Origin of the sequence: Zobellia roscoffensis, assembly GCF_015330165.1 — a bacterium.
GTDB lineage: Bacteria > Bacteroidota > Bacteroidia > Flavobacteriales > Flavobacteriaceae > Zobellia > Zobellia roscoffensis.
This window is the reverse complement of record NZ_JADDXT010000002.1, coordinates 1,300,859-1,325,435: the sequence shown is the minus strand read 5'-3', so window position 1 is coordinate 1,325,435 and position 24,577 is coordinate 1,300,859. Positions and strand designations below refer to the sequence as shown.

At 38.7% G+C, this 24,577-nt stretch carries 21 protein-coding genes; 16 read left to right on the top strand and 5 right to left on the bottom strand.

Annotation, left to right across the window (positions count from 1 at the left end; all coding sequences use genetic code 11):
* The first annotated feature begins 106 nt into the window (after window positions 1–106).
* The 6 genes from IWC72_RS05700 to IWC72_RS05675 all read left to right on the top strand — a co-directional run bounded on the left by IWC72_RS05700 (window position 107) and on the right by IWC72_RS05675 (window position 6,138).
* Window positions 107–1,372 (top strand): PSP1 domain-containing protein, encoded by a 1,266-nt coding sequence (locus tag IWC72_RS05700; protein WP_194525254.1) that lies wholly within the window; start codon window positions 107–109, stop codon window positions 1,370–1,372.
* A complete protein-coding gene (locus IWC72_RS05695; protein ID WP_194529116.1) occupies window positions 1,365–1,850 on the top strand; it encodes a gliding motility lipoprotein GldH in 486 nt (161 codons plus the stop codon). The genes IWC72_RS05700 and IWC72_RS05695 overlap by 8 nt, the downstream gene beginning before the upstream one ends.
* Window positions 1,851–1,856: 6 nt before the next feature.
* Window positions 1,857–4,205, top strand: coding sequence for a penicillin-binding protein 1A (locus IWC72_RS05690; protein WP_194529115.1), 2,349 nt, complete (start codon window positions 1,857–1,859; stop codon window positions 4,203–4,205).
* Window positions 4,206–4,320: 115 nt separating this feature from the next.
* Window positions 4,321–5,022 carry a CoA transferase subunit A gene (locus IWC72_RS05685; RefSeq protein WP_194529114.1) on the top strand — a complete coding sequence of 234 codons (702 nt, stop codon included), beginning with the start codon at window positions 4,321–4,323 and terminating at the stop codon, window positions 5,020–5,022.
* 65 nt (window positions 5,023–5,087) lie between these two features.
* On the top strand, window positions 5,088–5,444 hold the full coding sequence (locus IWC72_RS05680) for a four helix bundle protein (protein ID WP_194529113.1): 357 nt from the start codon (window positions 5,088–5,090) through the stop codon (window positions 5,442–5,444).
* Window positions 5,445–5,484: 40 nt separating this feature from the next.
* Window positions 5,485–6,138, top strand: a complete 654-nt coding sequence (locus tag IWC72_RS05675) for a 3-oxoacid CoA-transferase subunit B (RefSeq protein ID WP_194525249.1) — start codon at window positions 5,485–5,487, stop codon at window positions 6,136–6,138.
* 365 nt (window positions 6,139–6,503) lie between these two features.
* Here IWC72_RS05675 and IWC72_RS05670 read toward each other — a convergent pair whose 3' ends face one another.
* Window positions 6,504–7,661 (bottom strand): methionine aminotransferase, encoded by a 1,158-nt coding sequence (locus IWC72_RS05670; protein WP_226979499.1) that lies wholly within the window; start codon window positions 7,659–7,661, stop codon window positions 6,504–6,506.
* A gap of 112 nt (window positions 7,662–7,773) precedes the next feature.
* Here IWC72_RS05670 and IWC72_RS05665 point away from each other — a divergent pair, with 112 nt between their 5' ends.
* Both IWC72_RS05665 and IWC72_RS05660 read left to right on the top strand, forming a co-directional pair.
* Window positions 7,774–8,748 (top strand): ThuA domain-containing protein, encoded by a 975-nt coding sequence (locus tag IWC72_RS05665; protein ID WP_194525248.1) that lies wholly within the window; start codon window positions 7,774–7,776, stop codon window positions 8,746–8,748.
* Window position 8,749: 1 nt separating this feature from the next.
* On the top strand, window positions 8,750–9,139 hold the full coding sequence (locus IWC72_RS05660; RefSeq protein ID WP_194529112.1) for a DUF2721 domain-containing protein: 390 nt from the start codon (window positions 8,750–8,752) through the stop codon (window positions 9,137–9,139).
* Window positions 9,140–9,401: 262 nt separating this feature from the next.
* Here IWC72_RS05660 and IWC72_RS05655 read toward each other — a convergent pair whose 3' ends face one another.
* Both IWC72_RS05655 and IWC72_RS05650 read right to left on the bottom strand, forming a co-directional pair.
* Window positions 9,402–10,391, bottom strand: coding sequence for a succinylglutamate desuccinylase/aspartoacylase family protein (locus tag IWC72_RS05655; RefSeq protein WP_194529111.1), 990 nt, complete (start codon window positions 10,389–10,391; stop codon window positions 9,402–9,404).
* 30 nt (window positions 10,392–10,421) lie between these two features.
* Window positions 10,422–11,312, bottom strand: coding sequence for a RimK family alpha-L-glutamate ligase (locus tag IWC72_RS05650; protein WP_194529110.1), 891 nt, complete (start codon window positions 11,310–11,312; stop codon window positions 10,422–10,424).
* 349 nt (window positions 11,313–11,661) lie between these two features.
* Between IWC72_RS05650 and IWC72_RS05645 the strand changes: the two genes are divergently transcribed.
* The 5 genes from IWC72_RS05645 to IWC72_RS05625 all read left to right on the top strand — a co-directional run bounded on the left by IWC72_RS05645 (window position 11,662) and on the right by IWC72_RS05625 (window position 16,289).
* The gene (locus IWC72_RS05645) at window positions 11,662–12,330 is read left to right on the top strand and encodes a succinate dehydrogenase cytochrome b subunit (RefSeq protein WP_194525244.1); all 669 of its coding nucleotides are present in this window, start codon (window positions 11,662–11,664) and stop codon (window positions 12,328–12,330) included.
* A gap of 2 nt (window positions 12,331–12,332) precedes the next feature.
* A complete protein-coding gene (locus IWC72_RS05640; protein ID WP_194525243.1) occupies window positions 12,333–14,336 on the top strand; it encodes a fumarate reductase/succinate dehydrogenase flavoprotein subunit in 2,004 nt (667 codons plus the stop codon).
* A 6-nt stretch (window positions 14,337–14,342) separates the two neighbouring features.
* Entirely contained in the window at window positions 14,343–15,089 is a 747-nt protein-coding gene (locus tag IWC72_RS05635) for a succinate dehydrogenase/fumarate reductase iron-sulfur subunit (protein ID WP_194525242.1), read from the top strand.
* 89 nt (window positions 15,090–15,178) lie between these two features.
* On the top strand, window positions 15,179–15,649 hold the full coding sequence (locus IWC72_RS05630; protein WP_194525241.1) for a very short patch repair endonuclease: 471 nt from the start codon (window positions 15,179–15,181) through the stop codon (window positions 15,647–15,649).
* 94 nt (window positions 15,650–15,743) lie between these two features.
* Window positions 15,744–16,289 (top strand): type 1 glutamine amidotransferase domain-containing protein, encoded by a 546-nt coding sequence (locus IWC72_RS05625; protein ID WP_194529109.1) that lies wholly within the window; start codon window positions 15,744–15,746, stop codon window positions 16,287–16,289.
* Window positions 16,290–16,957: 668 nt separating this feature from the next.
* On the opposite strand, the gene IWC72_RS05620 is transcribed toward IWC72_RS05625, so the two are convergent.
* On the bottom strand, window positions 16,958–19,846 hold the full coding sequence (locus tag IWC72_RS05620) for a VPS10 domain-containing protein (RefSeq protein WP_194529108.1): 2,889 nt from the start codon (window positions 19,844–19,846) through the stop codon (window positions 16,958–16,960).
* Window positions 19,847–20,225: 379 nt separating this feature from the next.
* On the opposite strand from IWC72_RS05620, the gene IWC72_RS05615 reads away from it, so the two are divergent.
* Together IWC72_RS05615 and IWC72_RS05610 are read left to right on the top strand one after the other, a co-directional pair.
* Window positions 20,226–21,518, top strand: coding sequence for an aminopeptidase P family protein (locus IWC72_RS05615; protein WP_194529107.1), 1,293 nt, complete (start codon window positions 20,226–20,228; stop codon window positions 21,516–21,518).
* A gap of 200 nt (window positions 21,519–21,718) precedes the next feature.
* Window positions 21,719–22,501, top strand: coding sequence for a hypothetical protein (locus tag IWC72_RS05610; RefSeq protein ID WP_194525237.1), 783 nt, complete (start codon window positions 21,719–21,721; stop codon window positions 22,499–22,501).
* Here the strand turns inward: IWC72_RS05610 and brnQ are convergent.
* Complete coding sequence (brnQ, locus tag IWC72_RS05605; RefSeq protein WP_194529106.1) at window positions 22,498–23,802, bottom strand: branched-chain amino acid transport system II carrier protein; 1,305 nt, start codon at window positions 23,800–23,802, stop codon at window positions 22,498–22,500. The two genes, IWC72_RS05610 and brnQ, sit on opposite strands and share 4 nt — an antisense overlap.
* 379 nt (window positions 23,803–24,181) lie before the next feature.
* Between brnQ and IWC72_RS05600 the strand changes: the two genes are divergently transcribed.
* Window positions 24,182–24,400, top strand: a complete 219-nt coding sequence (locus IWC72_RS05600) for a hypothetical protein (RefSeq protein WP_038236978.1) — start codon at window positions 24,182–24,184, stop codon at window positions 24,398–24,400.
* Window positions 24,401–24,577: the final 177 nt, after the last annotated feature.

The window sequence follows — 24,577 nt, the reverse complement described above, 5'->3', positions numbered from 1 at the left end:
GAGATAACTTTCTATCACATTAAAAATTTAGTACCTTTACATATAAAATTAGTACGAACCTTATTTGGTCAAAAACCCCCGTTTAGACCAAACCAACATATAAAATATGGGCTGTAGCAGTTGTTCGACCGGTAAGGACGGACAACCTTCTGGTTGCAAGAATAATGGAACTTGTGGTACCGATGGTTGTAATAAATTAACCGTCTTTGATTGGCTTTCCAACATGTCGCTTCCTAATGGTGAAAAGCCGTTTGATTGCGTAGAAGTTCGATTTAAGAACAGTAGAAAAGAATTCTTCAGAAATAGTGAAAATCTATCCATTTCGATAGGTGATATTGTGGCAACACAAGCACAATCAGGTCATGACATTGGTATGGTTACCCTTGTTGGTGAATTGGTAAAAGTGCAAATGAAGCGCAAGAAGGTGGATTATAAAGACGAAAACCTTCCAAAAATCCACAGAAAAGCGTCGCAGAACGATATTGATAAATGGCAAAAATGCCGTGACCGAGAGGAAGAAATCAAGAAACGTGCACGAGAGATAGCGATTATTCTGAAGCTTCAAATGAAGATTTCAGATGTTGAATTTCAAGGTGATGGTTCCAAGGCCACGTTTTATTATACGGCAGAAGATCGTGTAGATTTCAGGCAGCTCATAAAAGATATGGCTAAAGCCTTTGGTATTCGCATAGAGATGCGCCAAATTGGGTATCGTCAAGAGGCTCAGCGCTTGGGTGGTATAGGTTCGTGCGGACGAGAATTATGTTGCTCAACTTGGTTGACCGATTTTAGATCAGTAAGTACTTCTGCGGCTCGTTACCAGCAATTATCATTGAATCCCCAAAAATTAGCAGGGCAGTGTGGTAAGCTAAAATGTTGCTTAAATTATGAGCTAGACATGTATCTAGACGCACTAAAAGATTTTCCACCTCAAGACACGAGATTGTTTACAGAAAAGGGTCTCGCATTCTGCCAAAAAACCGATATTTTCAAAGGAATGCTTTGGTTTTCCTATAAAGATGATCCGGCAAATTGGCATACGTTGACCAAGGAGCAGGTTCAGGAAATTCTTGCCAAAAATAAAAAGAAAGAAAAAGTTGCCAGCCTAGAGGAATATACGGTAGATAATTTCGTTAAGGAAGAAAAGGTGTTCGAGAATGTGGTTGGGCAAGATAGCCTTACCCGTTTTGACAGACCTAAGCGATCTTCAAGAAATAGAAATCGTAAGAAAAATAAAGCCAAAGCAAATAGTGGCGGAAACCATAATAACAACAATAAGAATAGAGGCAATAAACCTGCCAATGCAACAAATGCTTCAAAGAACAAAAGAAGGAGAAATAATAACCCTAAAAGGCAGCAAAAAAATGGCTAGGTTTTTACTGGTTTTTGCTGTTGTAGCCTTATGTTTTGCTTGTAATGATAATTTAGTGAAATCTGAATTTCAGGCTACTAAAGGCGGTTCATGGGGCAAAGAGGACAACATTGTTTTTTCGTTTTCTGAAATAGATACTACACAAAGACATAATATGTTCATTACGGTTCGTAATGACGCCACGTTCCCTTACAATAACCTGTTTTTAATTGCAGAATTGGAATTTCCTTCGGGAGAAACGGTGAAAGATACGTTGGAGTACGAGATGGCTTTACCAGATGGTACTTGGTTGGGAAAAGGATATGGTAGCATTAAAGAAAATAAATTATGGTACAAGGAAAACATCGTTTTTCCTTCCTCTGGCGTATATAATTTACGTATCTGGCATGCCATGCGAAAAAATGGTAGTGTTAACGGGGTTGAAAATTTAAAAGGCGTTACAGACGTCGGGTTTGAAATAGAAAAAAGTAACGAGTAACGTATTATGGCCAAGAAGGTGGTTGAAAAGAAAAAAACCAAAGGATATTTTAAATATATCAAGTGGTTCTGGATCCTGTTCACTTCAGGTATTCTATTAGTCGCATTAATATTTTTATTGGCTTCCGAGGGTCTTTTAGGTATAGATATGCCTGAATATGAATACCTAGAGAACCCACAGACCAATTTGGCTACAGAGATTATTTCTTCGGATGCCAAAACATTGGGTAAGTTTTATTTAGATGATAACCGTACTCCCGTACCTTACGATAGTCTTCCTCAGAATTTGGTGAATGCCCTTATTGCTACTGAAGATGCTCGTTTTTACGATCACTCCGGTATTGATGCTTTCGGGTTTATGAGAGCGTTGGCCTATCTAGGTAAAAAAGGGGGTGCCAGTACCATTACACAGCAGTTAGCACGGCAACTTTTTGTGGGCGTAAGGTCTAAGAATAAGGTAGAGGCCATACGTCAAAAAATAATGGAGTGGGTGCTAGCTACGCGTCTCGAAAGGCAATATACCAAAGAAGAGATTATTGCTATGTACCTCAATCAATATGATTTTCTTAATAACGCAGATGGGATACGTTCTGCGGCAAAAATATATTTTGGTAAAGAGCCACAGCAATTAAAGGTAGAAGAATCGGCAGTTTTGGTGGGAATGCTTAAAAACTCGTCCTATTTCAACCCAATTAGAAGAGAAGAATTGGTGACCAATCGTAGAAATACGGTATTGGGGCAGATGGCAAAATATGAGTTCATTACCGAGCATGAAAAAGACTCATTGCAGGCCATGAGGATGGATATTAATTTTAATCCAGAATCACATAAAGAAGGTTTGGCTACCTATTTTAGAATGTACTTGCAAGGTTTTATGAACGATTGGATTTCCAAGAATCCTAAACCTGCATTAGAAGGAGGCAGGGACAAATGGAATTTGTATCTAGATGGCCTTAAAATATACACGACTATAGATTCTAGAATGCAGGCTAATGCAGAAGATGCAGTTCGTAGTCACATGTCTAACCTTCAAGATGAGTTTTTTCACCAAAATACCCCTGATAGAAACCCAACGGCACCATTTTTAGATTTAGAGAAGTCTGATATAAATCGAATTTTGGAGCGTGCAATGAAAAATTCTCATCGTTGGCGACAAATGAAATCTGAGGGCAAATCTGAAGAGATAATCCGAGAATCTTTCAAGAAAAAGACAGAGATGACCGTTTTTGATTGGAATAGTGACGGTCGTGAGCGTGATACAATTATGACGCCTTTAGATTCTATTAGATACTATAAAACATTCTTGAGAGCCGCTATGATGTCTATGGAACCGCAGACAGGTCATGTAAAAGCTTGGGTTGGTGGTATAGATTATAGACACTTTCAGTATGATAATGTTATTCAAGGATCGCGTCAAGCAGGGTCTACTTTCAAGCCTTTCGTTTATGCTGCGGCTATAGATCAATTACGATTATCGCCTTGTGATGAACTACCGGATACGCAATATTGTATAGAAGCCGGAAAACATGGTAATATGGAGCCTTGGTGTCCAAAAAATGCCGATGGAAAATACTCTGGTAAAAATTATACGTTAAAAGCCGCACTGGCAAATTCGGTTAATACTGTAACCGCACAATTAATAGACCGTGTAGGTCCAAGGTCCGTGGTTTCCATTGTAAACAACCTAGGTCTGAACCGGGAAATTCTAGAGGTACCTTCCATAGCATTGGGTACGCCTGAAATAAATGTGTACGAGATGGTTGGTGCCTATGGTGCATTTGCCAATCAAGGGGTATATGTAAAGCCGGTTATGGTAACCCGCATTGAAGATAAAAACGGTACCGTTCTTTACGAATATGTCCCTGAAACCAAAGACGTGTTGAGTAAAGATGTAGCCTATGCCATGGTAGACCTAATGCAAGGTGTTACCGAAGGTGGTTCTGGTACGCGATTAAGACATTCATACCAAAAAAATACTACGGCTTATAAAGAGGTGATTACTGGATATCCTTACGGATTTACGAACCCAATAGCGGGTAAGACCGGCACGACACAAAATCAGAGTGATGGTTGGTTTATGGGTATGGTGCCTAACCTGGTAACCGGTGTTTGGGTAGGTGGTGAAGAAAGGTCGGTACACTTTAAATCCATAACGTATGGTCAAGGGGCTTCTATGGCGCTACCTATTTGGGGGCTGTACATGAAAAAGAACTATGAGAATAAGGATTTAGGTATTTCCGATGGGGAATTTGATAAACCTGAAAACATGTCCATAAATATAGACTGTAGTAAAGTTGAAGAGGATAATGATGAAAATGAAGGCTTGGATGATGATTTAGACGACTTGGATTTTTAAAGAATAGAAGCAGATAATTGCTTGGGAAATTGCCCGTGACTTTCACCGAAAGTCACGGGCAATTTCGTTTTAAAATTGTAACTTGACTGCAATAGAAATCTTTTATTCCTTTAGTATGATCTCTAAAAAAGTAACTGATGTAAAAGAAGCCTTGCAGGGTATTCAAGACGGAATGACCTTTATGCTAGGTGGTTTTGGGCTGTGTGGAATTCCGGAAAACGCGATTACCGCACTTGTAGAATCCAACATCAAGGATATTACTTGTATTTCCAATAATGCCGGGGTGGATGATTTTGGGCTAGGATTGCTATTGCACAAGCATCAGATTAAAAAAATGATATCTTCTTACGTAGGAGAGAACGAAGAGTTTGAACGGCAAATGTTAAGTGGCGAATTGGAAGTGGAATTGACTCCGCAAGGTACATTAGCCGAAAAATGCCGTGCGGCACAAGCAGGTTTTCCTGCTTTCTATACGCCGGCGGGTTATGGTACCGAAGTTGCAGAAGGTAAGGAAACCCGGGAGTTTAACGGAAAAATGTATGTGCTGGAGGAAGCGTTTAATGCGGATTTTGCATTTGTAAAAGCATGGAAGGGAGATGAAGCCGGAAACCTAATTTTTAAGGGTACCGCCAGAAACTTTAACCCCTGTATGTGTGGAGCGGCCAAAATTACCGTTGCCGAAGTTGAAGAGCTTGTTCCTGCAGGCGAATTAGACCCAAATCAAGTGCATGTCCCAGGTATATTCATTCAACGTATTTTCCAAGGTAAAAACTATGAAAAACGGATTGAACAACTTACTGTGCGTCCGCACAATTAATTAATGATTCAATGTGTTAATGTAGCAATTAAGCACCTTAAAGAGATTATTTTTAAAATAGTATAATGGTCAAAAAGGAGAATCCAGTTGTTGTGAAATCAATAGATTTTGCTTTGAAAATTATAGATTTTTGTGAAGTGCTAAAGGAAAAAGGAAAGTTTGTAATTGCCAATCAACTTTTAAAATCTGGTACTAGTATTGGAGCAAATATTCATGAAGCTCAAAATGCTGAAAGTAGGGTAGACTTTATACACAAAATTAAAATAGCATTAAAAGAGCTAGAGGAAACTAAATATTGGTTGATATTATGTGAACGAGCTACATCGTATCCTTTCAAACAGGATTTGAAAATGGATATAAATGAACTCGGTTTAATTATGTACAAAATTGTGAGTACCAGCAAAAAAAATCAACAAAAGTAACATTGGTACATTTTCTCATTTTTTAATTGATACATTAGTTATGTTAGATAAAAACGGAATCGCAAAACGAATTGCAAAAGAGGTCAAAGACGGATACTATGTAAATTTGGGTATTGGTATTCCTACTTTGGTGGCCAACTTTGTGAGAGATGATATAAATGTAGAGTTTCAGAGTGAAAACGGCGTCCTAGGCATGGGGCCTTTTCCTTTTGAAGGGGAGGAGGATGCCGATATAATCAACGCGGGAAAGCAGACCATTACTACACTTAACGGAGCGTCTTTTTTTGATTCTGCAACCAGTTTTGCTATGATTAGGGGTAAACATGTAGATCTTACTATTCTAGGTGCCATGGAAGTTTCTGAAACTGGCGATATTGCCAACTGGAAAATTCCGGGTAAAATGGTCAAAGGTATGGGTGGTGCTATGGATTTGGTAGCCTCTGCAGAGAATATAATTGTAGCCATGATGCATACCAATCGTGCTGGAGAATCTAAACTTCTGAAAAAATGCAGCTTACCACTTACTGGTGTAGGCTGCGTAACCAAAATAGTTACCAACTTAGCTGTAATAGAGGTAACCCCAAAAGGGTTTAAACTTCTTGAGCGTGCACCCGGTGTTTCTGTAGATGATATTAAAAAGGCTACGGAAGGTGTTTTAATTGTGGATGGAGATGTCCCTGAAATGATTTTGTAAGTAAAACCTCCTAATCATTTTACGGTAATTTTTGTAAGAAAATTGTCAATAAGGTTCTTCACAACAGATTTATACCGCTTCACAACAACTTTTTTTTTGATAACATCTTTGGCTGTATTTTTATGGTGTTATTAATCGAAAGTCGCATCCCAAATCCGATTTTACCTAAACTTACGACCTATGGAAGCCCAAATTAACCAAACATCTGAAGAGATTCAAGTGTACAAAAATGATTTTTTCAGCGGAATTGTCATGCTGACCAGAAAATTATTTATGCTGTAAAGCATTTCGAAAAAAATTAAAAAAAAGTGGCTCACCCAAAGGCCGCTTTTTTTTATGCCTTTTTTTTAAGGTTTGCATCAGATTTAAAACGACTGAAGAATGTCAATAGCTTGTTTCAAAGTTTCATTTTTCTTTGCAAAACAAAATCGTAAAACCCCGTCTTGACGATTATTCGCATTAAAAGAAGATATGGGTATGCTTGCCAATTTGTACTCTGTAATCAATCGCTTTGCTAAATCTTCATCACTCTCCTCTGTAATTTTACTATAGTCCAACAGCTGAAAATACGTTCCCTCAGAGGGTTTGAATTTAAACTTGGAGCCTTTTAATCCTTCTAAAAATAAATCTCTTTTTTCTTGATAGAAAGAAGGTAGGCTTAGATAGTTTTCCTCTTTCCATAAATAGTCCGCCATGGCGCGTTGCACAGGGTGGTCAACACAAAACACAGCAAACTGATGTGTTTTTCTAAATTCACGCATCAAAACTTCTGGAGCGGCGCAATAACCTATTTTCCATCCGGTTACGTGAAAAGTTTTTCCAAAAGAGGCACAAACAAAACTACGCTGTGCTAAATCATCAAACCTAGAAGCACTTTGATGTGCATTTCCATCAAAAATAATATGCTCATAAACCTCGTCGCTAACCACAATGCAGTTGGTAGGCTTTAGAATTTCCTGAAGCTGCAGCATATCCTCTTTAGAGAAAATCCGCCCGCTTGGGTTATGGGGTGTATTAATGATTACCATTCGGGTTTTCTCTGAAATTTTGTTCTTGAACGCTTGCCAATCGGGTTTGTAACCATCAGCGTCCAATTGTACGTAAATGGGAATTCCGCCATTGAGTTCAATTGCTGGCTCGTAGCAATCATAAGCAGGTTTGAATACGACCACCTCGTCACCTTTGTTTACAAACGCCGTAATAGCTGTAAAAATAGCCTGCGTAGCCCCAACGGTGACGGTAATTTCAGTTTCGGGTTTATAGATTCTATTATGAAGGATTTCAATTTTTTGAGAAATAATTTCCCTGAGACGATAATACCCTTGCATTGGGGCATATTGGTTATGACCTTTTTGCATGGCGTTGGTAACCAAATTTCTTAGTTTCTGATCCACTTCAAAATTTGGAAAACCCTGAGATAAATCTATGGCGTTATGCTTGCGGGCCAGATTACCCACAGTAGTAAAAATTGTAGTCTTCGCATTAGGAAGTTTAGATGAAAATTTCAAGTGAGAAGAAGCCATTTGAAGTTATTCGGTTAAGATTTCAATTTACAACTTTAAAAGGCATATACTTTTTCTTTTTTTAATAAACTTAGTTACAATCTCTTATATTTATGCATCCAAAATATGTAATATGTGTAATTTTCGAACCTTAGTTTTTATACTTTCCGTAGTTTTTGTTTCTAATACGGCTATTTCTCAATCATCTCAGTCCAAAAAAATGAAAGCGCTTATTGTGGACGGCCAGAACAATCATGATCAATGGCCTAAAATCACATATATATTAAAAACCGAAATGGAGAATACCGGTCTATTTACGGTTGAGGTGGCTCGTTCGGAATATACATGGAAGGGAGATAAATACATTTCGGAGTTTCCAATAGCCGGTGTTCAGGAAACGGAGGCAAAAGAAAAGCCGGAACATGACCCAAATTATAGTCCCAAGTTTTCAAAGTACGATGTGGTCATCTGTAATTTTGGATGGAATGCTGCTCCATGGCCTGAGGAAACACAAAAGAAATTTGAGAAATACATCAAAAAAGGAGGTGGACTTGTTGTTTTTCACGCGGCCGATAATTCCTTCCCTAAATGGGAAGCTTATAACGAAATGATTGGTTTAGGAGGTTGGGGAGACCGAACCGAAAAAGATGGTCCGTATGTGTATTACAATAATGACGGCGAACTTATTCGTGATGATAGTCCTGGGAGTGCCGGTGCACATGGCCCACAGAGCGAATATCAAATTCAGATAAGAGAAGAGCACCCAATTACAAAGGGAATGCCCCCTATGTGGTTACATACCAAAGATGAATTGTACAATAGCCTTCGAGGGCCCGCAGAGAATATGAAGGTTTTAGCAACGGCATATTCCGATCCGGAAAATAAAGGCACTGATAGACATGAACCTGCTTTAATGTCTTTAGAGTATGGTAAAGGGCGCATATTCCATAATATTATGGGGCATGTGGATTACTCGGTGGAATGTGTTGGCTTTTTAACCAGTATGCTTAGAGGCGCTGAATGGGCCGCTACAGGAAAGGTAACACAAGCGATTCCAGAGGATTTCCCGACTGCCGACAAAACAAGTTCAAGAAAGATCAATAAATAATATGGAGCTTACTTTAAGCATTCCTGCTTTGCTCTTTCCGGCAATCTCACTAACTATGTTGGCGTATAATGCACGATATTTAGCCATTGCTGCATTGATCAGGCAATTGCATCAGAAGTATGAAGAAACGTCCTCGCCTGCAATTGCCCTACAGGTAAAAAAGTTGCGAAAGCGTTTGTCCATAATCAAGAATATGCAGGCGACTGCAATATTCAGTTTTTTATTGGCAGTGATTACCATGAGTTTAATTTATCTGGAATTCGGCTTTTGGGCCAACCTCGTTTTTGGCATCAGTCTTTTGGCGCTTATGGTTTCGTTGATGCTCTCCTTGGTGGAAGTTCAGTTATCTACCAAGGCACTGGAAATTCAGCTAGAGGATATGGAAAAATAGGATTTTTTGGTTTGAAAAGAGTTATTTCACAAAACCAACTGCATAGTCTAATTTATACATTGCTAAAGTGACTTGCTCTTGGGCAAAGCCTCGTTTTTCGCTTGTTATTGGTCGATGAACGACCGTATTTCTTGATGTCTATTGGTAAAAGGAATTCCAAACAAACCTGTTGGTCGGTTTTTTTTAAGGCTATTTTGACTAGGCGGAATCACCTACTCTTTGCCAACTCGACTAAACTTCATGGATATCGGACGAATGGCTGTTATCTATCCGCTTGTATGACACCTTCATTGGTAGGTTTCCCAATATGAAATAAAGCTTCCCCTTGATTGACTACCGCTTGGTGATTAATGCAAAAAACTAGACCATCAAAAGGCGCTTTTACGGTTTTCTTTCTTTTGGCGTAAGGGTCGGATACAATGCCTAAAACTTGTCCTTTTCGAATTTCACTTCCGTTGGATATACTGGGAACAAACATACCCGCAGTTGGTGCGCGCAACCATTTTCTTTCGCCAAGATGAACGGTATTGTTCCGTTCAATATATTTGGGGTCTAGGGTCGTAACCATATCAAGGTGCTTCATGACGTTGAGAATTCCTTGCATACCTTCAATAATGGAATACTCATCAAAACGCATACTTTCACCTGCTTCGAAAACCACCGTAGGTTTTTTCAATAAAAAAGCCGCATTTCTAAACGAGCCTTTTATAAGTTTGGAGGCAAATGAAATTGGTGCATTGAATACCTTGGCCAGTTTTTCACTCTGCTCATCATTGTGGGTGTATCTAATTTGAGGAAAGTTATGCCGTTGACCTCCGCCCGTGTGCAAATCTATTCCATAATCTATTTGAGAAAGAATAGCTGAGGTATAGTGATAAGCAATTCTACCGGCCATTGAGCCTGTTCTTGACCCAGGAAAGCTACGGTTTACATCTTTGCCATCAGGAACATCTCTTGAATAATGTATAAATCCGAAGATATTCAGAATGGGAACGGCAATTACTGCGCCTCTAGTGATATTGAATCGTTTTTCAGATAACATACGGCGTACAATTTCAATACCATTGATTTCATCCCCATGCAGACCCGCTTGTACCAAAAGTGTTGGGCCTGGTTTTTTGGCATTGAAAACGTAAACTGGTATGTCTATTAAGGTTCCAGTAGGAAGCCTGTCAATACTAATATTCAACAGTTTTGTCTCTCCAGGCTTTACGCTTTCGCCCTCAATGGTAATTGTTTTATTGGTTTTCATATATGCTCCCGATGTTCCTTTTTTCTAAGTTTACTTTCTCTTTTTTCTACAGTTTCGTTCTACGAACCGCACAATTTCTTTAGCAATATTAACACCTGTAGCTGCTTCTATCCCCTGAAGACCGGGTGAGGCGTTCACTTCAATTAACAATGGCCCTTTTTTTGAACGGATGAGATCTACGCCGGCTACACCAAGTCCTATATATTTGGCCGCATTTAGTGCCATGGTTTCTTCTTTTTTGGTGAGTTGCACAGCTTCGGTGCTTCCTCCACGATGAACATTAGATCTAAATTCATCATTTCCACTGCTGCGCTTCATGCTTGCCACAACTTTATCACCAACCACAAAAGCACGAATGTCTTCGCCATTACTTTCTTCAATAAACTCCTGCAAGAGAATACTGGTATCCATTTTATAAAAAGTATCAATAATAGATTTAGCAGATTTTTTAGTTTCTGCCAAAACAACACCTAGCCCGTGCGTGCCTTCCTGTAGTTTTATAATGAGAGGAGTACCTCCCAATAATTCAATCTGTTGCTCAATATTGTCAGGGTCTATGGAAAACAAGGTGTCCGGAATAGGAATTCCTTTATTTGCCATAAACTGAAGTGCCTTTATCTTGTTTCTGGCTTTTGAAATACCTTGTGAATGTGCGGAGCTAAAAACCTCGTTCATCTCAAATTGTTTTACAACGGCCGCTCCATGGCGCGTGACTTTAGTGCCTATACGCGGAATAATGGCATCAAAAGCATCAATTATATTTTCTTCCCTAAAGAATACTTGAGGTTGGCCATTACCTATTTTTACGGAACACTTGGTATGGTCTACCCATTCAATATAATGCCCTAAATTTTTGGCTTCGTTTGCTATTCTCTGGGTAGAATAGACATTCATGCTTACGGAAAGAAGACCAATATCCATAGTAGTAGTGTAGCTCTGAGTACGTTTTCACCCTTAATATCGGTCAAAAAATGTATATACCGTAAACAAGAAGTGTAAATTGAAGCGCAAATGTACACATAGAAAATTTCCAAAGCCAACAACTATTTGCTTCTAGGGGTGAAATTTTTACTCGATAATCGGTATTAAATGCTCCGAGGCTAGCCTCGAAACCAAAGTGTATTCCTTTTGATGCCTTGTGAGCTTGCCGAGAGGTAGTTTACTTAAAACGTTTCTAAATACTTTGCTAAACGCTTACAAAGTTTGTTAAAGCCAAGCTTATGACCTAATTTTGTCTATAGTCTATAAACTAACTCCAACGTAATATAAAATGAGCGGATTGATAAAATCTTCGATAGCCCGAAAAGTGGTCATGGCCCTATCGGGTCTTTTTTTGGTCTTTTTTCTAGCACAACACTTTGTCATTAACATTACCTCTGTAATTGCACCGGATACTTTTAACGAGTGGTCGCATTTTATGGGTTATAATGGATTGGTGCAATATCTCTTGCAACCTGTTCTTATAGCTGGGGTAATTGTTCATTTTGCAATGGGTATTGCACTAGAATTAAAGAACAATAAAGCACGGACAATAAAGTACAAGAACTATAACGGCGGGGCCAATTCATCTTGGATGTCTAGGAATATGATTATTACCGGTTTGGTAGTTCTTGCTTTCCTTGGTTTGCACATGTATGATTTTTGGGTACAAGAGATATCTTATAAATACATAGCGGTTAACCCAGAAGACCCAACGCGTTACTTAGAGGAAACAGTTCATAAATTCCAGCCTTTCTGGCGTACAATTATTTATGTTATCTCATTTGTATTGTTGGCATTGCACTTGTGGCATGGTTTTGCTTCGTCTTTTCAGACGGTAGGGGTGAATAACAAATACTCTGCAGGCATTCAGACAGCTACTAAAATATATGCGATAGCAATCCCTTTAGGATTTATATTTATCGCACTTTATCATCATTTTAACCCAATAACACATTAATTATGGGCATATTGGATTCTAAAGTTCCAAAAGGGCCATTGGCCGCTAAATGGACCCAACATAAAAACGATATTAATCTCGTAAACCCAGCCAATAAACGTAATATAGATATTATCGTTGTGGGTACTGGGCTTGCAGGTGGTTCTGCCGCAGCTACTTTGGCGGAATTGGGCTATAACGTAAAAACATTTTGCTACCAAGATTCACCGCGTAGAGCGCACTCTATTGCAGCTCAAGGTGGAATTAACGCAGCAAAAAATTATCAAGGTGATGGCGATAGTCCTTATCGTCTTTTCTATGATACTATAAAAGGTGGTGATTACCGCTCTAGAGAAGCTAACGTGTACCGTTTAGCTGAAGAATCGGCTAATATTATTGACCAATGTGTTGCTCAAGGGGTTCCTTTTGCAAGAGAGTATGGCGGAATGTTAGATAACCGTTCTTTTGGTGGGGTATTGGTTTCGCGTACTTTTTATGCCAAAGGACAAACAGGACAGCAACTTTTATTGGGTGCTTATTCTGCCATGAACAGACAGATCAATCGTGGTAAGATACAATCGTTTAACCGTCATGAAATGATGGATATGGTTCTTGTTGATGGAAAAGCAAGAGGAATCATTGCGCGTGACTTGGTTACGGGTAAAATTGAACGTCACTCTGCTCACGCAGTTGTTTTGGCTACTGGAGGTTACGGAAACGTATTTTTCTTATCTACCAACGCAATGGGAAGTAATGTAATGGCAGCTTGGAGAGCACACCGTAGAGGAGCTTTCTTTGCAAACCCTTGCTTTACGCAAATTCACCCAACATGTATTCCAGTCTCTGGTGATCATCAATCTAAACTGACATTAATGTCGGAGTCGCTTCGTAATGATGGGCGTATTTGGGTTCCAAAACGAAAAGACGATGCTATTGCCATTAGAGAAGGTAAGTTGAAGCCTATTCAGCTTAAGGAAGAAGATCGTGATTATTACTTAGAAAGAAGATACCCTGCATTTGGAAACTTAGTGCCTCGTGATGTTGCATCACGTGCCGCTAAAGAACGTTGTGATGCCGGTTTTGGTGTTAATAAAACAGGTGAGGCCGTTTATTTGGATTTTGCTTCTGCAATTCAACGTTATGGAGAAGAAGAGGCGCTGACTCACGGTATCAAAAATGCCGATGATAAAGAAATTACACGTTTAGGTAAAAAAGTTGTTGAGGCTAAATACGGAAACCTTTTTCAGATGTACGAGAAAATCGTAGATGAGAACCCGTATGAGACGCCAATGATGATATACCCAGCGGTACACTACACAATGGGTGGTCTTTGGGTAGATTATAACTTACAAACAACTATAGAAGGATGTTACTGCGCAGGTGAAGCTAATTTTAGTGACCACGGTGCTAACCGTTTAGGAGCTTCGGCATTAATGCAAGGTCTGGCCGACGGTTATTTTGTGCTTCCTTATACTATAGGAGATTATCTTTCCAAAGATATTAGAACAGGAGCTATCCCAACGGATTCCCCAGAATTTGATGCAGCTGAAAAAACTGTTCAAGATAGATTGGACAAGTTGATGGCGGGTAGCGGTCAGCATTCAGTTGATTTTTATCACAAGAAATTGGGTAAAATCATGTGGGACAAGTGTGGTATGGCTAGAAACGCAGAGCACTTGCAAGAGGCTATTGATGAGATTTCTGCCCTCCGTGCGGATTTTTGGGCGAACGTAAAAATCCCTGGAAAAGCAGACGGAATGAACCAAGAATTGGAGAAAGCAGGCCGTGTGGCAGATTTTCTTGAGTTGGGTGAACTGTTCGCTAAAGATGCATTAACAAGAAATGAATCTTGTGGTGGCCACTTTAGAGAAGAGTACCAAACTGCGGAAGGAGAAGCATTGCGTGATGACGAGAACTTTAAATTTGTTTCCGCTTGGGAATACAAAGGAGAGCCTAAAGATGCAGTTTTGCATAAGGAGGAACTGAAGTACGAGAATATCGAATTAAAGACAAGAAGTTATAAATAGATAACTATGAAGCTTAATTTAAAAATATGGCGTCAAAAAGATGCCAACGCCAAAGGTGAATTGGTTACCTACCCTATAAAAGGTATAGAAGGCGATATGTCTTTCCTTGAAATGTTAGATGTTCTTAATGAAGAATTGATTAACAAAGGAGATGAGCCCGTACAATTTGATCATGACTGTCGTGAAGGAATCTGTGGTGCATGTTCATTGCAGATAAACGGTGAGCCTCATGGGCCTGACCGTTTGGTGACCACGTGTCAATTGCACATGCGTAAGTTTAATGATGGTGATACTATTGTTATTGAGCCTTTCCGTGCAACTGCATTTCCGGTAATAAACGATCTAATAGTAGATAGAAGTTCTTTTGATAGAATTCAGCAAGCTGGTGGTTACATCTCTGTAAACACATCTGGGAATACAGTTGATGCTAATGCTACGCCTATCAATAAACATGCAGCAGACGAAGCTATGGATGCCGCTACCTGTATTGGTTGTGGTGCTTGTGTAGCAGCTTGTAAGAACGCAAGTGCTATGTTGTTTACTTCTGCTAAAGTATCTCAGTTTGCTTTGTTGCCACAGGGGCAGGTAGAAGCAGTAGATAGAGTACAGAACATGGTGCGTCAGATGGACTTGGAAGGGTTCGGAAACTGTACCAATACCGGTGCATGTGAGATAGAATGTCCTAAAGGAATTTCTTTGGAGAACATTGCCCGAATGAATCGTGAATATTTAAGTGCGACCACCAAAGGATAAGACAGTACGAGTGTTTACCGCACTCTTTTAGATATAGAAAATCCCAAACTCCTATTTATGGAGTTTGGGATTTTTTGTTATTTTAAAGTATGTCCAAAGCATATTCCAAAGAACGAATTAAAGTCCCTCGGTTCAATGAAGAATCGGGTTTCTACACGACCCCAAAGCGCTCTAAAATCATGAGCAAAATAAGGGGAAAGAACACCAAGCCTGAACTGGCTTTCAGAAAAGCACTCTATGCCGCAGGTTATAGGTATCGCATTGATTATAAAAAACTGATCGGTAAGCCTGATATCGCATTAAAAAAGTACAAGACCGTCATATTTATAGATGGGGAATATTGGCACGGCCACAATTGGGAAGAAAGAAAACCCAAGGTGAAGACTAACCGCGAATTCTGGATTGCTAAAATAGAAAGGAACATGCAGCGCGATGAAGAAGTCAATGCCGAATTGGAGCGTTTAGGGTATAAGGTATTTCGTTTTTGGGAGACCGAAGTGAAGAAAGAATTAGATAGATGTTTGGCAGAAGTAATTGAACATTTAGAAGCTTATGGATAGAGCAAAAATCATCAGGTTTACCGTCAAGGCGTTCTGTATGTTGAGGTTATATTGCAAGTGAAATAAATTAATAATCATTTAAAATACAACATATATGAAGAGGATAGCAATTTTAGCTACAAATGGATTTGAAGAAAGTGAATTAAAATCTCCTAAGGAAGCTATGGAAAAGGAAGGCTTTCAGGTAGATATAGTAAGTTTGGGATCAGGAGAAATTAAAGGATGGGCAGATGGCAACTGGTCCAATTCCTATAAAGTAGATAAGACCATTAACGAGGTAACTGCCGATGATTATAATGCATTGATGTTACCAGGTGGGGTAATCAATCCTGATAAGCTAAGAAGAGAAGAAAAGGTATTGACCTTTGTTAGAGATTTCTTTAAGCAAGAAAAGCCAGTAGCGGCCATATGTCATGCGGCATGGACACTAATTAGCGCTGACGTTGTAAAAGGGCGTAAAATGACTAGTTTTAATTCTATTAAAGACGATTTGGTAAATGCTGGAGCGAACTGGGTAGACGAAGAGGTTGTAGTAGACCAAGGATTCGTTACCAGTAGAAACCCGAATGATTTACCAGCCTTTAATTCCAAGTTAGTCGAAGAAATAAAAGAAGGCAAGCATGAAGAACAGCATGCTTAATACTATAATGCCTAATATTTAATTTGAAAGCCCTTGTTTTTGCAAGGGCTTTTTGTTGCGAAATAGTGAAGTTCACCGATGAAATGAACCGTTTGTATTTTTCACAACAGACTCGCCTTAGTTCACAACAATAATTTAGGAGAGCAGGAAAACCGCCGTAAGTTTACAGTGTAATTAAGTGATAGCAATGACCCCAAATCAACTCTAGAACTTAACCGAAACAAGTAACGAATCCCAAGTCCGCTACTTAACCTACAAAGCTTACAAAAACATACCGGTCCCCACCGGAAAATCAAAAAAACCTACTTAAAAGAGAGCCCCGTTTTGGGGCTCTCTTTTTGTTCGTATCAGTTATAAAAATCTTATTTATTGGACTATCACCGAAGAAATGCACCTTTCATATTTTTCACAACAGACTCGCCTTAGTTCACAACAATAATTTAGGAGAGCGGGAAAACCGCCGTAAGTTTACAGTGTAATTAAGTGATAGCAATGACCCCAAATCAACTCTAGAACTTAACCGAAACAAGTAACGAATCCCAAGTCCGCTACTTAACCTACAGAGCTTATAAAAAATACCGGTCCCCACCGGAAAATCAAAAAAACCTACTTAAAAATAGAGCCCCGATTCGGGGCTCTATTTTGTTTTATAACCAAGTTGTCAATGCCTAATCAATGATGAAGGTAGCTTCTGAATGGTTTTTATTGCCCTTCAGCTGTACTGTATATTCACCTTTGGGCAAATAGGTCTTCTCGTCTTTTGCAACTTTAAGTTTTTGTTTATTCTTTTTTAAATATGATGCTTTCCCCTCTTTTGTAAAAGTTAGATCATAAGAAAGAATATTTAGTCCTTTATCAGCATTAACCGATGTTTCACTTACTATAATACCTTCGGAGGTACGAATTTCCGCCGTAAAATTCTGCTCTTTAAAACTATAAAAAGTGATGTCAAGCCCAGGTGTATTCGGTTTGGACCAAGTGCTGGTAGCATTTCCCCAGTTATCGGAGTGTTTTATGTCATCTAGTTTAAAAACATGTACATCTTTAGCAAGTAGTTCCGATGTCATTTTTTGTAAGGTCGAAATATCGGCTTTATAAATACTTCGTCCATGAGTGCCAATTAACAGGTGTTTGGCTTCCGGTTGAATTACTAAATCATGAACGGCAACATTGGGCATTCCATTTTGGAAAACTTCCCAAGAATTGCCTTGATCAAAAGAAGTGTAGAGTCCGTTATCGGTGCCGACGAAGAGGAGGTTTTCGTTCTCGGGATCTTCGATAATTACATTTACGGGCGAATCAGGAATTCCGGAAGAAATGGTCGTCCATGTCTTTCCATGATCTTCGCTTTTAAAAATATAAGGCGTAAAATCATCCCAGCGGTATCCGTTTAAGCTAACGTATACCCTTTCTCTTTTGTGTTTGGAAGCCACAATACGGCTCATCCAAAGATTAGGGCCGTTCTGTAAGTTCTTAAGGTTCAAAAACTGAGATAAATCTATATTTTTTGAAATGTTGTCCCAATTGGCTCCACTATCTTTTGAGATGTGTATGAGTCCGTCATCACTACCTGCATAAAGCAATCCAAAGGAAAAAGGAGATTCCGAAAGGGTTGTGAGCGTACCGTATGCTACGTTACCTTTTTTGCCACCATGGGTCAGATCTGGTGAAATAGTTTCCCAATCATCACCTTGGTTCATGGATCGGTGTAGTTTGTTTCCCCCTAAATAAAGAATATCTTGGTTGTGAGGAGATAGTAAAATAGGGGTTTGCCAATTGAATCGATAAGGTGGCTCACCCAATTCATGCTTAGGCTGAATGTAATATCGCTTTCCAGTATTTTTGTTAATACGATAATAATTGCCAAATTGATATCCTGTATATACAGTAGTATGGTTGCGACTATCAATCGCTATCTGCATGCCGTCTCCTCCCATAAGGGATTTCCAAGGATATTCTCCGGTTTGATGCCATTTTGAATCTTCTTTCGCATTATGTGGGCCTTCCCAAACACCATTGTCCTGAAGGCCTCCGTACACATGATAGGGCTCTTGGTTGTCCACGTTTATTGCATAAAACTGCCCAACGGAGGGTGAGTTGTTTTTAATCCAATTTGCACCATCGTCATAAGAAATGTTCACTCCGCCATCATTACCGTTAATTAAGTGGCCAGGCTTTTGAGGGTTCATCCATAGCGCATGGTGATCGGCATGTACGTTCTTTCCATTAATAGAGGTGTAGGTTTTACCCCCATCAACGGATTTTATAATGGGCACACCTCCCAAATATATTTTATTTATATCATTAGGGTCTACTCGTATTTCTCCAAAATAGTAACCGTAGCTGTAGAGTAATCCGTCAATATAATCCTCATTTTGTTTTTTCCAGGTTTTGCCGCCATCATCGCTACGATACACTTCGGCGCCAATTACTGGCGTATCAAAAAGAGAAGTGTTCGCATTTTCCAAACACGTAGTAATATCTGCGGGTTTTGCGACACCGCTGCGAATCATTTGCTTCACATTTTCCGCACGGTATTTTTCTTGAAAATTATTGGTTTTAAGAAAGGCATTAAGCTTCTTGTCATCTAGTTTTAGAAACTCCGACTCGGACATTGATTTAAAATCTTCTTTAGATAATTCCTCGTTTTTTTTATCTGAATCTTCGGTTTTCTCACGGTGGTTCTGATTGTCAAGAAGGGCGTAAACCGTATTTTCATCGTAAACCGCTAGCCCTATACGTCCCACGCCGTAATCAGTAGGAAAGCCACTGGCATCCGTAGAAATTTTCTCCCATGAAGTTCCTCCATCCGTACTTTTATAAATATTTGAATCATTTCCATTCCCAAGAAAATCCCATGCTTTTCTATCCTTTTCCCAAGCAGAAGCGTATAGAATATTGAAGTTATTTGGAGTTTGAGCTATATCGATTATTCCCGCTGTATCGCTCACAAACAATGTTTTTTTCCATGTTTTGCCACCGTCTGAGGTTTTGTAAATACCTCGTTCAGTATTTGCTGAATATAGATGTCCGGTAACCCCAATTACAACTTCATTTGGATTTTTATTGTTAATAAGAATGCGACCTATGTGATGCGAATCGTTCAAACCCATATGCTGCCACGTTTTACCGTGGTCCGTAGATTTTAAAATTCCGATACCCGCATAAGAAGACCTTGAGGCATTGTTTTCGCCTGTCCCTACCCAAATTGTATGCGTTTTCCAATGCACGGCAATATCACCAATGTTTTGCGTTTCAGAATTGTCCATTACCGGGGTAAAAGATGTGCCATTGTTATTGGTGTACCATAGTCCACCACTGGCATAAGCAGCATAGAATTCTATGGGATTACCTGGGTTGACATCTAGGTCCACAACTCTTCCGCTCATAACGGTGGGTCCAATATTCTGTAATGGTATATTTTTTACCAAGGATGTGGACGCCATCTGTTCCTTTTGAAGAAGCGCTTTTGAAATCTTTTCTGCGGATGTAGGCGTAATTTGTGCAAACATTTGTAAGCCCAAAAAGAGAAATAGGGCAGCGATGGAAAATTTCATAAAATAGATTTTCTTTAAGATGAAAGTAGACAAAACTGGATTAAAATACAGTCTTACAACCGTAAAGTACAGATTATACTTACAAGTAAACCCTGATATACTAACAGTTAACGAGAAAACAGTTAAAAATCGTAGTTTCTATTGTGTCCTAGCTTAAAATTTTGTTAATTTATTCAAGTGTTAAAGTTCAAAGCACAAGATTTATCCTGTGCTACTCTATATAATAAAAGGTTCGTTCTCAGTTTAAACAGGTTCGGACAATTGAACAAGTAACATAACCAACTTTAATTATGGACCCCAAAGGTTTTAACAAACCTTTGGGGTCTTACCATTTGCGGGTAGTTGTAAATCATTAATTTTGATAAAATTCAAAATTGATATGAAGTACGAGCAAATAAAGAGTAGTCTATTTATAAAAAATAGAAAGAAATTTATGGCGGAAATGCTGCCAAATAGCATAGCCGTCTTCAATTCCAACGATATTTACCCTATTGGTGCGGATAGCACTTTGCCTTTTGAACAGCATAGAGACCTTTTTTATTTAAGCGGCGCGGACCAGGAAGAAACTATGCTGATTTTGTTTCCTGATGCCGTAGCTGAAAAACACCGTGAAATCTTATTCGTAAGAGAAACAAATGCACATATAGCCGTTTGGGAAGGTGAGAAATTGACCAAAGAGAAAGCAACCGAAGTATCTGGTATAGAAACCATTTATTGGTTACAGGATTTTGATAAAGTATTTTTTGATTTGATGACGGAGGCCGAAACCGTTTACTTCAACACAAATGAGCATTATAGACAGGCGGTAGAGACCCAAACGAGGGAAGATCGTTTTATAATAGATTGCAAACAAAAATTTCCTGCGCACCGAGTTGCAAAGAGTAACCCCATACTTCAAAAGATTCGCGGAGTAAAAGAGCCAGAAGAAATCGATTTGATGCAGACGGCCTGTAATATTACGGATAAAGGTTTTAGACGTGTTCTTGATTTTACCAAACCGGGAGTTTGGGAATACGAAATTGAGGCGGAATTATTGCATGAATTCATTCGCAACCGTTCTAAGGGTTTTGCGTATTCGCCTATCATTGCTTCCGGAAACAATGCCAACGTATTACATTATGTTGAAAACAACCAACAGTGTAAAAGTGGGGATTTAATTTTGATGGATACTGCCGCTGAATATGCCAACTACTCATCTGATTTAACGCGAACCATTCCTGTAAACGGAAAATTTACACCACGACAGAAAGAGGTTTATGAAGCCGTTCTTAGAGTAAAAAATGAAGCAACAAAAATGTTGGTGCCTGGTACAATTTGGGCAGATTATCATGTAGAATGTGGTAAACTTATGACTTCAGAGCTTTTAGGTTTAGGTCTATTGGATAAGGTTGACGTTCAGAATGAAAACAAAGACTGGCCAGCGTACAAAAAGTATTTCATGCACGGAACTAGTCACCATATAGGATTGAACACCCACGACTACGGGGAACTGAAAAAACCAATGGAAGCGAATATGGTTTTCACAGTTGAACCGGGTATTTATATCCCTGAAGAAAAAATGGGAATCCGTATAGAAGATGATGTGGTCATCCAAGAAAAAGGAGAGCCCTTTAATTTAATGGCCAATATTCCTATTGAAGTTGAGGAGATTGAAGAGTTGATGAATAAGTAACTTGATGATCAAGCCTTCATTTTTTATATTAAAGTAATACCCGTCGGGGTCGTTTATGATTGCTTTTTTTGCAAGAGATTTGCTGCAACAAAAACGACCCCTGCTGGTAATACCTATTCTGCGATATAGTCCAATATGCGAATGAGAAGTTGGTGGCTCAACATTATTGATTATAATTTAATTATGTGAAATAATCTACAATGAAAAAATGGGATTCTGAATTTTTGAAAGATAGAACACGCCTAATAAACGAGTCTAGAGATATAAGAGAATCCGTAGCTTATTATAAATTCACAGAACTGTTAACAATTAAAACTTCCTTTTTTCCTTTCCGAAGAAATTATATAGATTGGGAAAAGTCCCTTGAAGAATATTATTCGAATAATGACATACTTTTAACTGATTCTTTAAAGAGATGGTATCGACAAAAAGTTTTGGTGACTAAGGTCCATAATGTTCTTTCTAGCGCATTATCTTTTATTGAATACTTCAACATTAAAAACTCAACGGAGGATTATTATAATGACTCTTTCCACTGTTTTATCAAACAACTTAGGAACTTTACCGCACATGTTCAATATTTACCTTTGATATCTAAAATTGGCAGGACTACTGATGGAACATATAGATTTGAGACTATTAATATTGATAAATTTAAAGAGTATCTGTCAAAAGAGATAGAAGAACATCCAAAATGGAATGGCCTAAAATTGGCACACAATTTTGTCGATGGTATGGAAGACCATATAGATTTGACTATTTTGATTAAAAGTTATTATGAAAAGCTAAACGACCTATTAAACGAGCTAATTAGAGATTTTGTACATGAAAATTTTATCGAATTGGAAACTCTTGTAAGAAAGACAGAAAATATTCATAAGGAACTACGAGGTATTGGGATAAATGGTGAGTCTCCAATTTCAAAAGCCAGATTAAGATACCTAAAAATACTTTTGAGATATTGTTCTCAAAATATAGATTAAGAATGTGTCTTTTCTGATGATTGCTTTTTTTGCAAGAGATTTGCTGCAACAAAAACGACCCCAGCTGGCAATACCCACCCTAGACTATAAGGGCTTAATGGGATAAAAAACTGGACTTTGGAAATAGTTTCTGTAAGTCCAATGCTTCCCAGAAAATCAGGAACGCTAAAAATTATGGTTGTTATCACCACTGCTCTGAACACTTTTTCAGAAGCGAATTTATCAGGCACTATATTTAAAAGAATAAGTACAATAGTGATAGGATAGATAAACATAAGTGCAGGTAAGGCCACGGCAATAATATAGCCTACATTAAATTGTCCCATGACTATTCCTAATATACAACCCAATATAGCGGTTGTTAGATATACGGGCTGTGAATCATGAAATCTATATTTTATGAAATCTGCAGTACCAGTAACTATTCCCACGGCAGTAGTAAAACAGGCAAGACTTACTAAAATACTTAGAAATAGATTGGCTGTACCTCCCAAAGTCTTTAAGCTTATTCCACTCAATAAAGCCGTTCGTGAAACGTCTGCACTGAATTCGCCGTGCATCAAAGCACCTGTAATGATGAGTCCGGTATAAATAAGAAACAGGCTAAGACCGGCCAACCAACCTGAGCGGCGTATCAATTTTTTTTTCTCGTCGTAAGTAGCATCTTGTTTTTTTAAGTTGATTGAAATGATAATTACACCGCCAACCACTACGGCTCCAATGGCATCAAAAGTTTGATAGCCTTCAAGTATACCATCTGAAAACGGATTTGGAAATACCGTCTCGCTGAAAACAAAATCATAAGAAAAAAGAGCAGTACCTATTATAAGGAATAAAATAAGAATAATGGCAGGGGTCAGAAGCTTGCCAAGAATATCCAAAATTTTTGAGCGATTAATAACAAATACAAATACCAGCGAAAAATATACAATGCTAGTTAATAGTGGTGGGGAATCAAAAAACGGTTGGATAGCCATTTCATGAGTTACGGCAGCTGTTCTGGGTGATGGAAGGCTAATGGATATAATATAGATGAGTAAGGAATAAATAAGGCTGAAAGTAGGTGAAACTTTTTTTCCGAAGTCAAAAATAGTACCCTGCAGTTTGGCGTGTGCCATAATACCCATTATAGGAATAAGTACAGCGGAAGCACAAAAACCCAAAGCAACGAGCCACCACAATTCACCGGACTTATTACCTAGCAGTGGAGGTAATATAAGGTTGCCGGCACCAAAGAACAATGAGAACAATGCGAATGCAGTGACTAGAACCTCTTTGGTTTCCTTATTTATGACAAACATTGATTTGAATTATAAGAGTAAATCATTTCTGTTGATTCTATTAGGGCTCTACCCTTTATCGAAAAAATGGGAGGTTATTCATCCGGATCGATGAATTACAAGAACAAACCTTCACGTTTTTTAGAAACTGATAAAATCGCGGAAAGATACCGCAAATTCACCTGATAACAAATGTAGCAAAGGCCGATTTTAAAGTGTTGTTCATCGAATAAAATGTATTTCATCGAAAAAACGGCACATTGAGAGAATGGCATCCAATAAAAAAAGATATGATGGCGTTCAAGTAAAAGAGTGCCTAAAAAACACTTAAACGATCAGACCCAAATTTTTGCAGAAGCGGTTTCCCAAGGACCGATGATGCGTTTTTAAACCTACAACCATGAAGAAGTTTTTTTGCAGTTTATTCGGGCATCACTACACGGTGTCAAAAAAAGTGACCCTCCACATTAAAGAGTACAAATGTATCCATTGTGGAAAACAAGTGACAACAGATGTAAGTGGAAATCTTTCAACGCTTACCCCAGAACTGCAGGATATCAATAAAACCTTAGAAAATATATTTCAGAAAAGACATAGGGCAGCAGAGCATGCCGCCTAACTATGCTTTGGCACCGAAATTCTGAGCCGTAAAACCCTCGGAATTTTAAACTTATTTCCGGAAATTTAGGAAACAGCCTCGTTCTCCACTGTCGTTCGCCCCACAACAGTATTAGTTAGGTATGTCCTTTATTTTCGGGAATTTTTTGTTTTAAAATTGGGTAAAATGAGAATAACT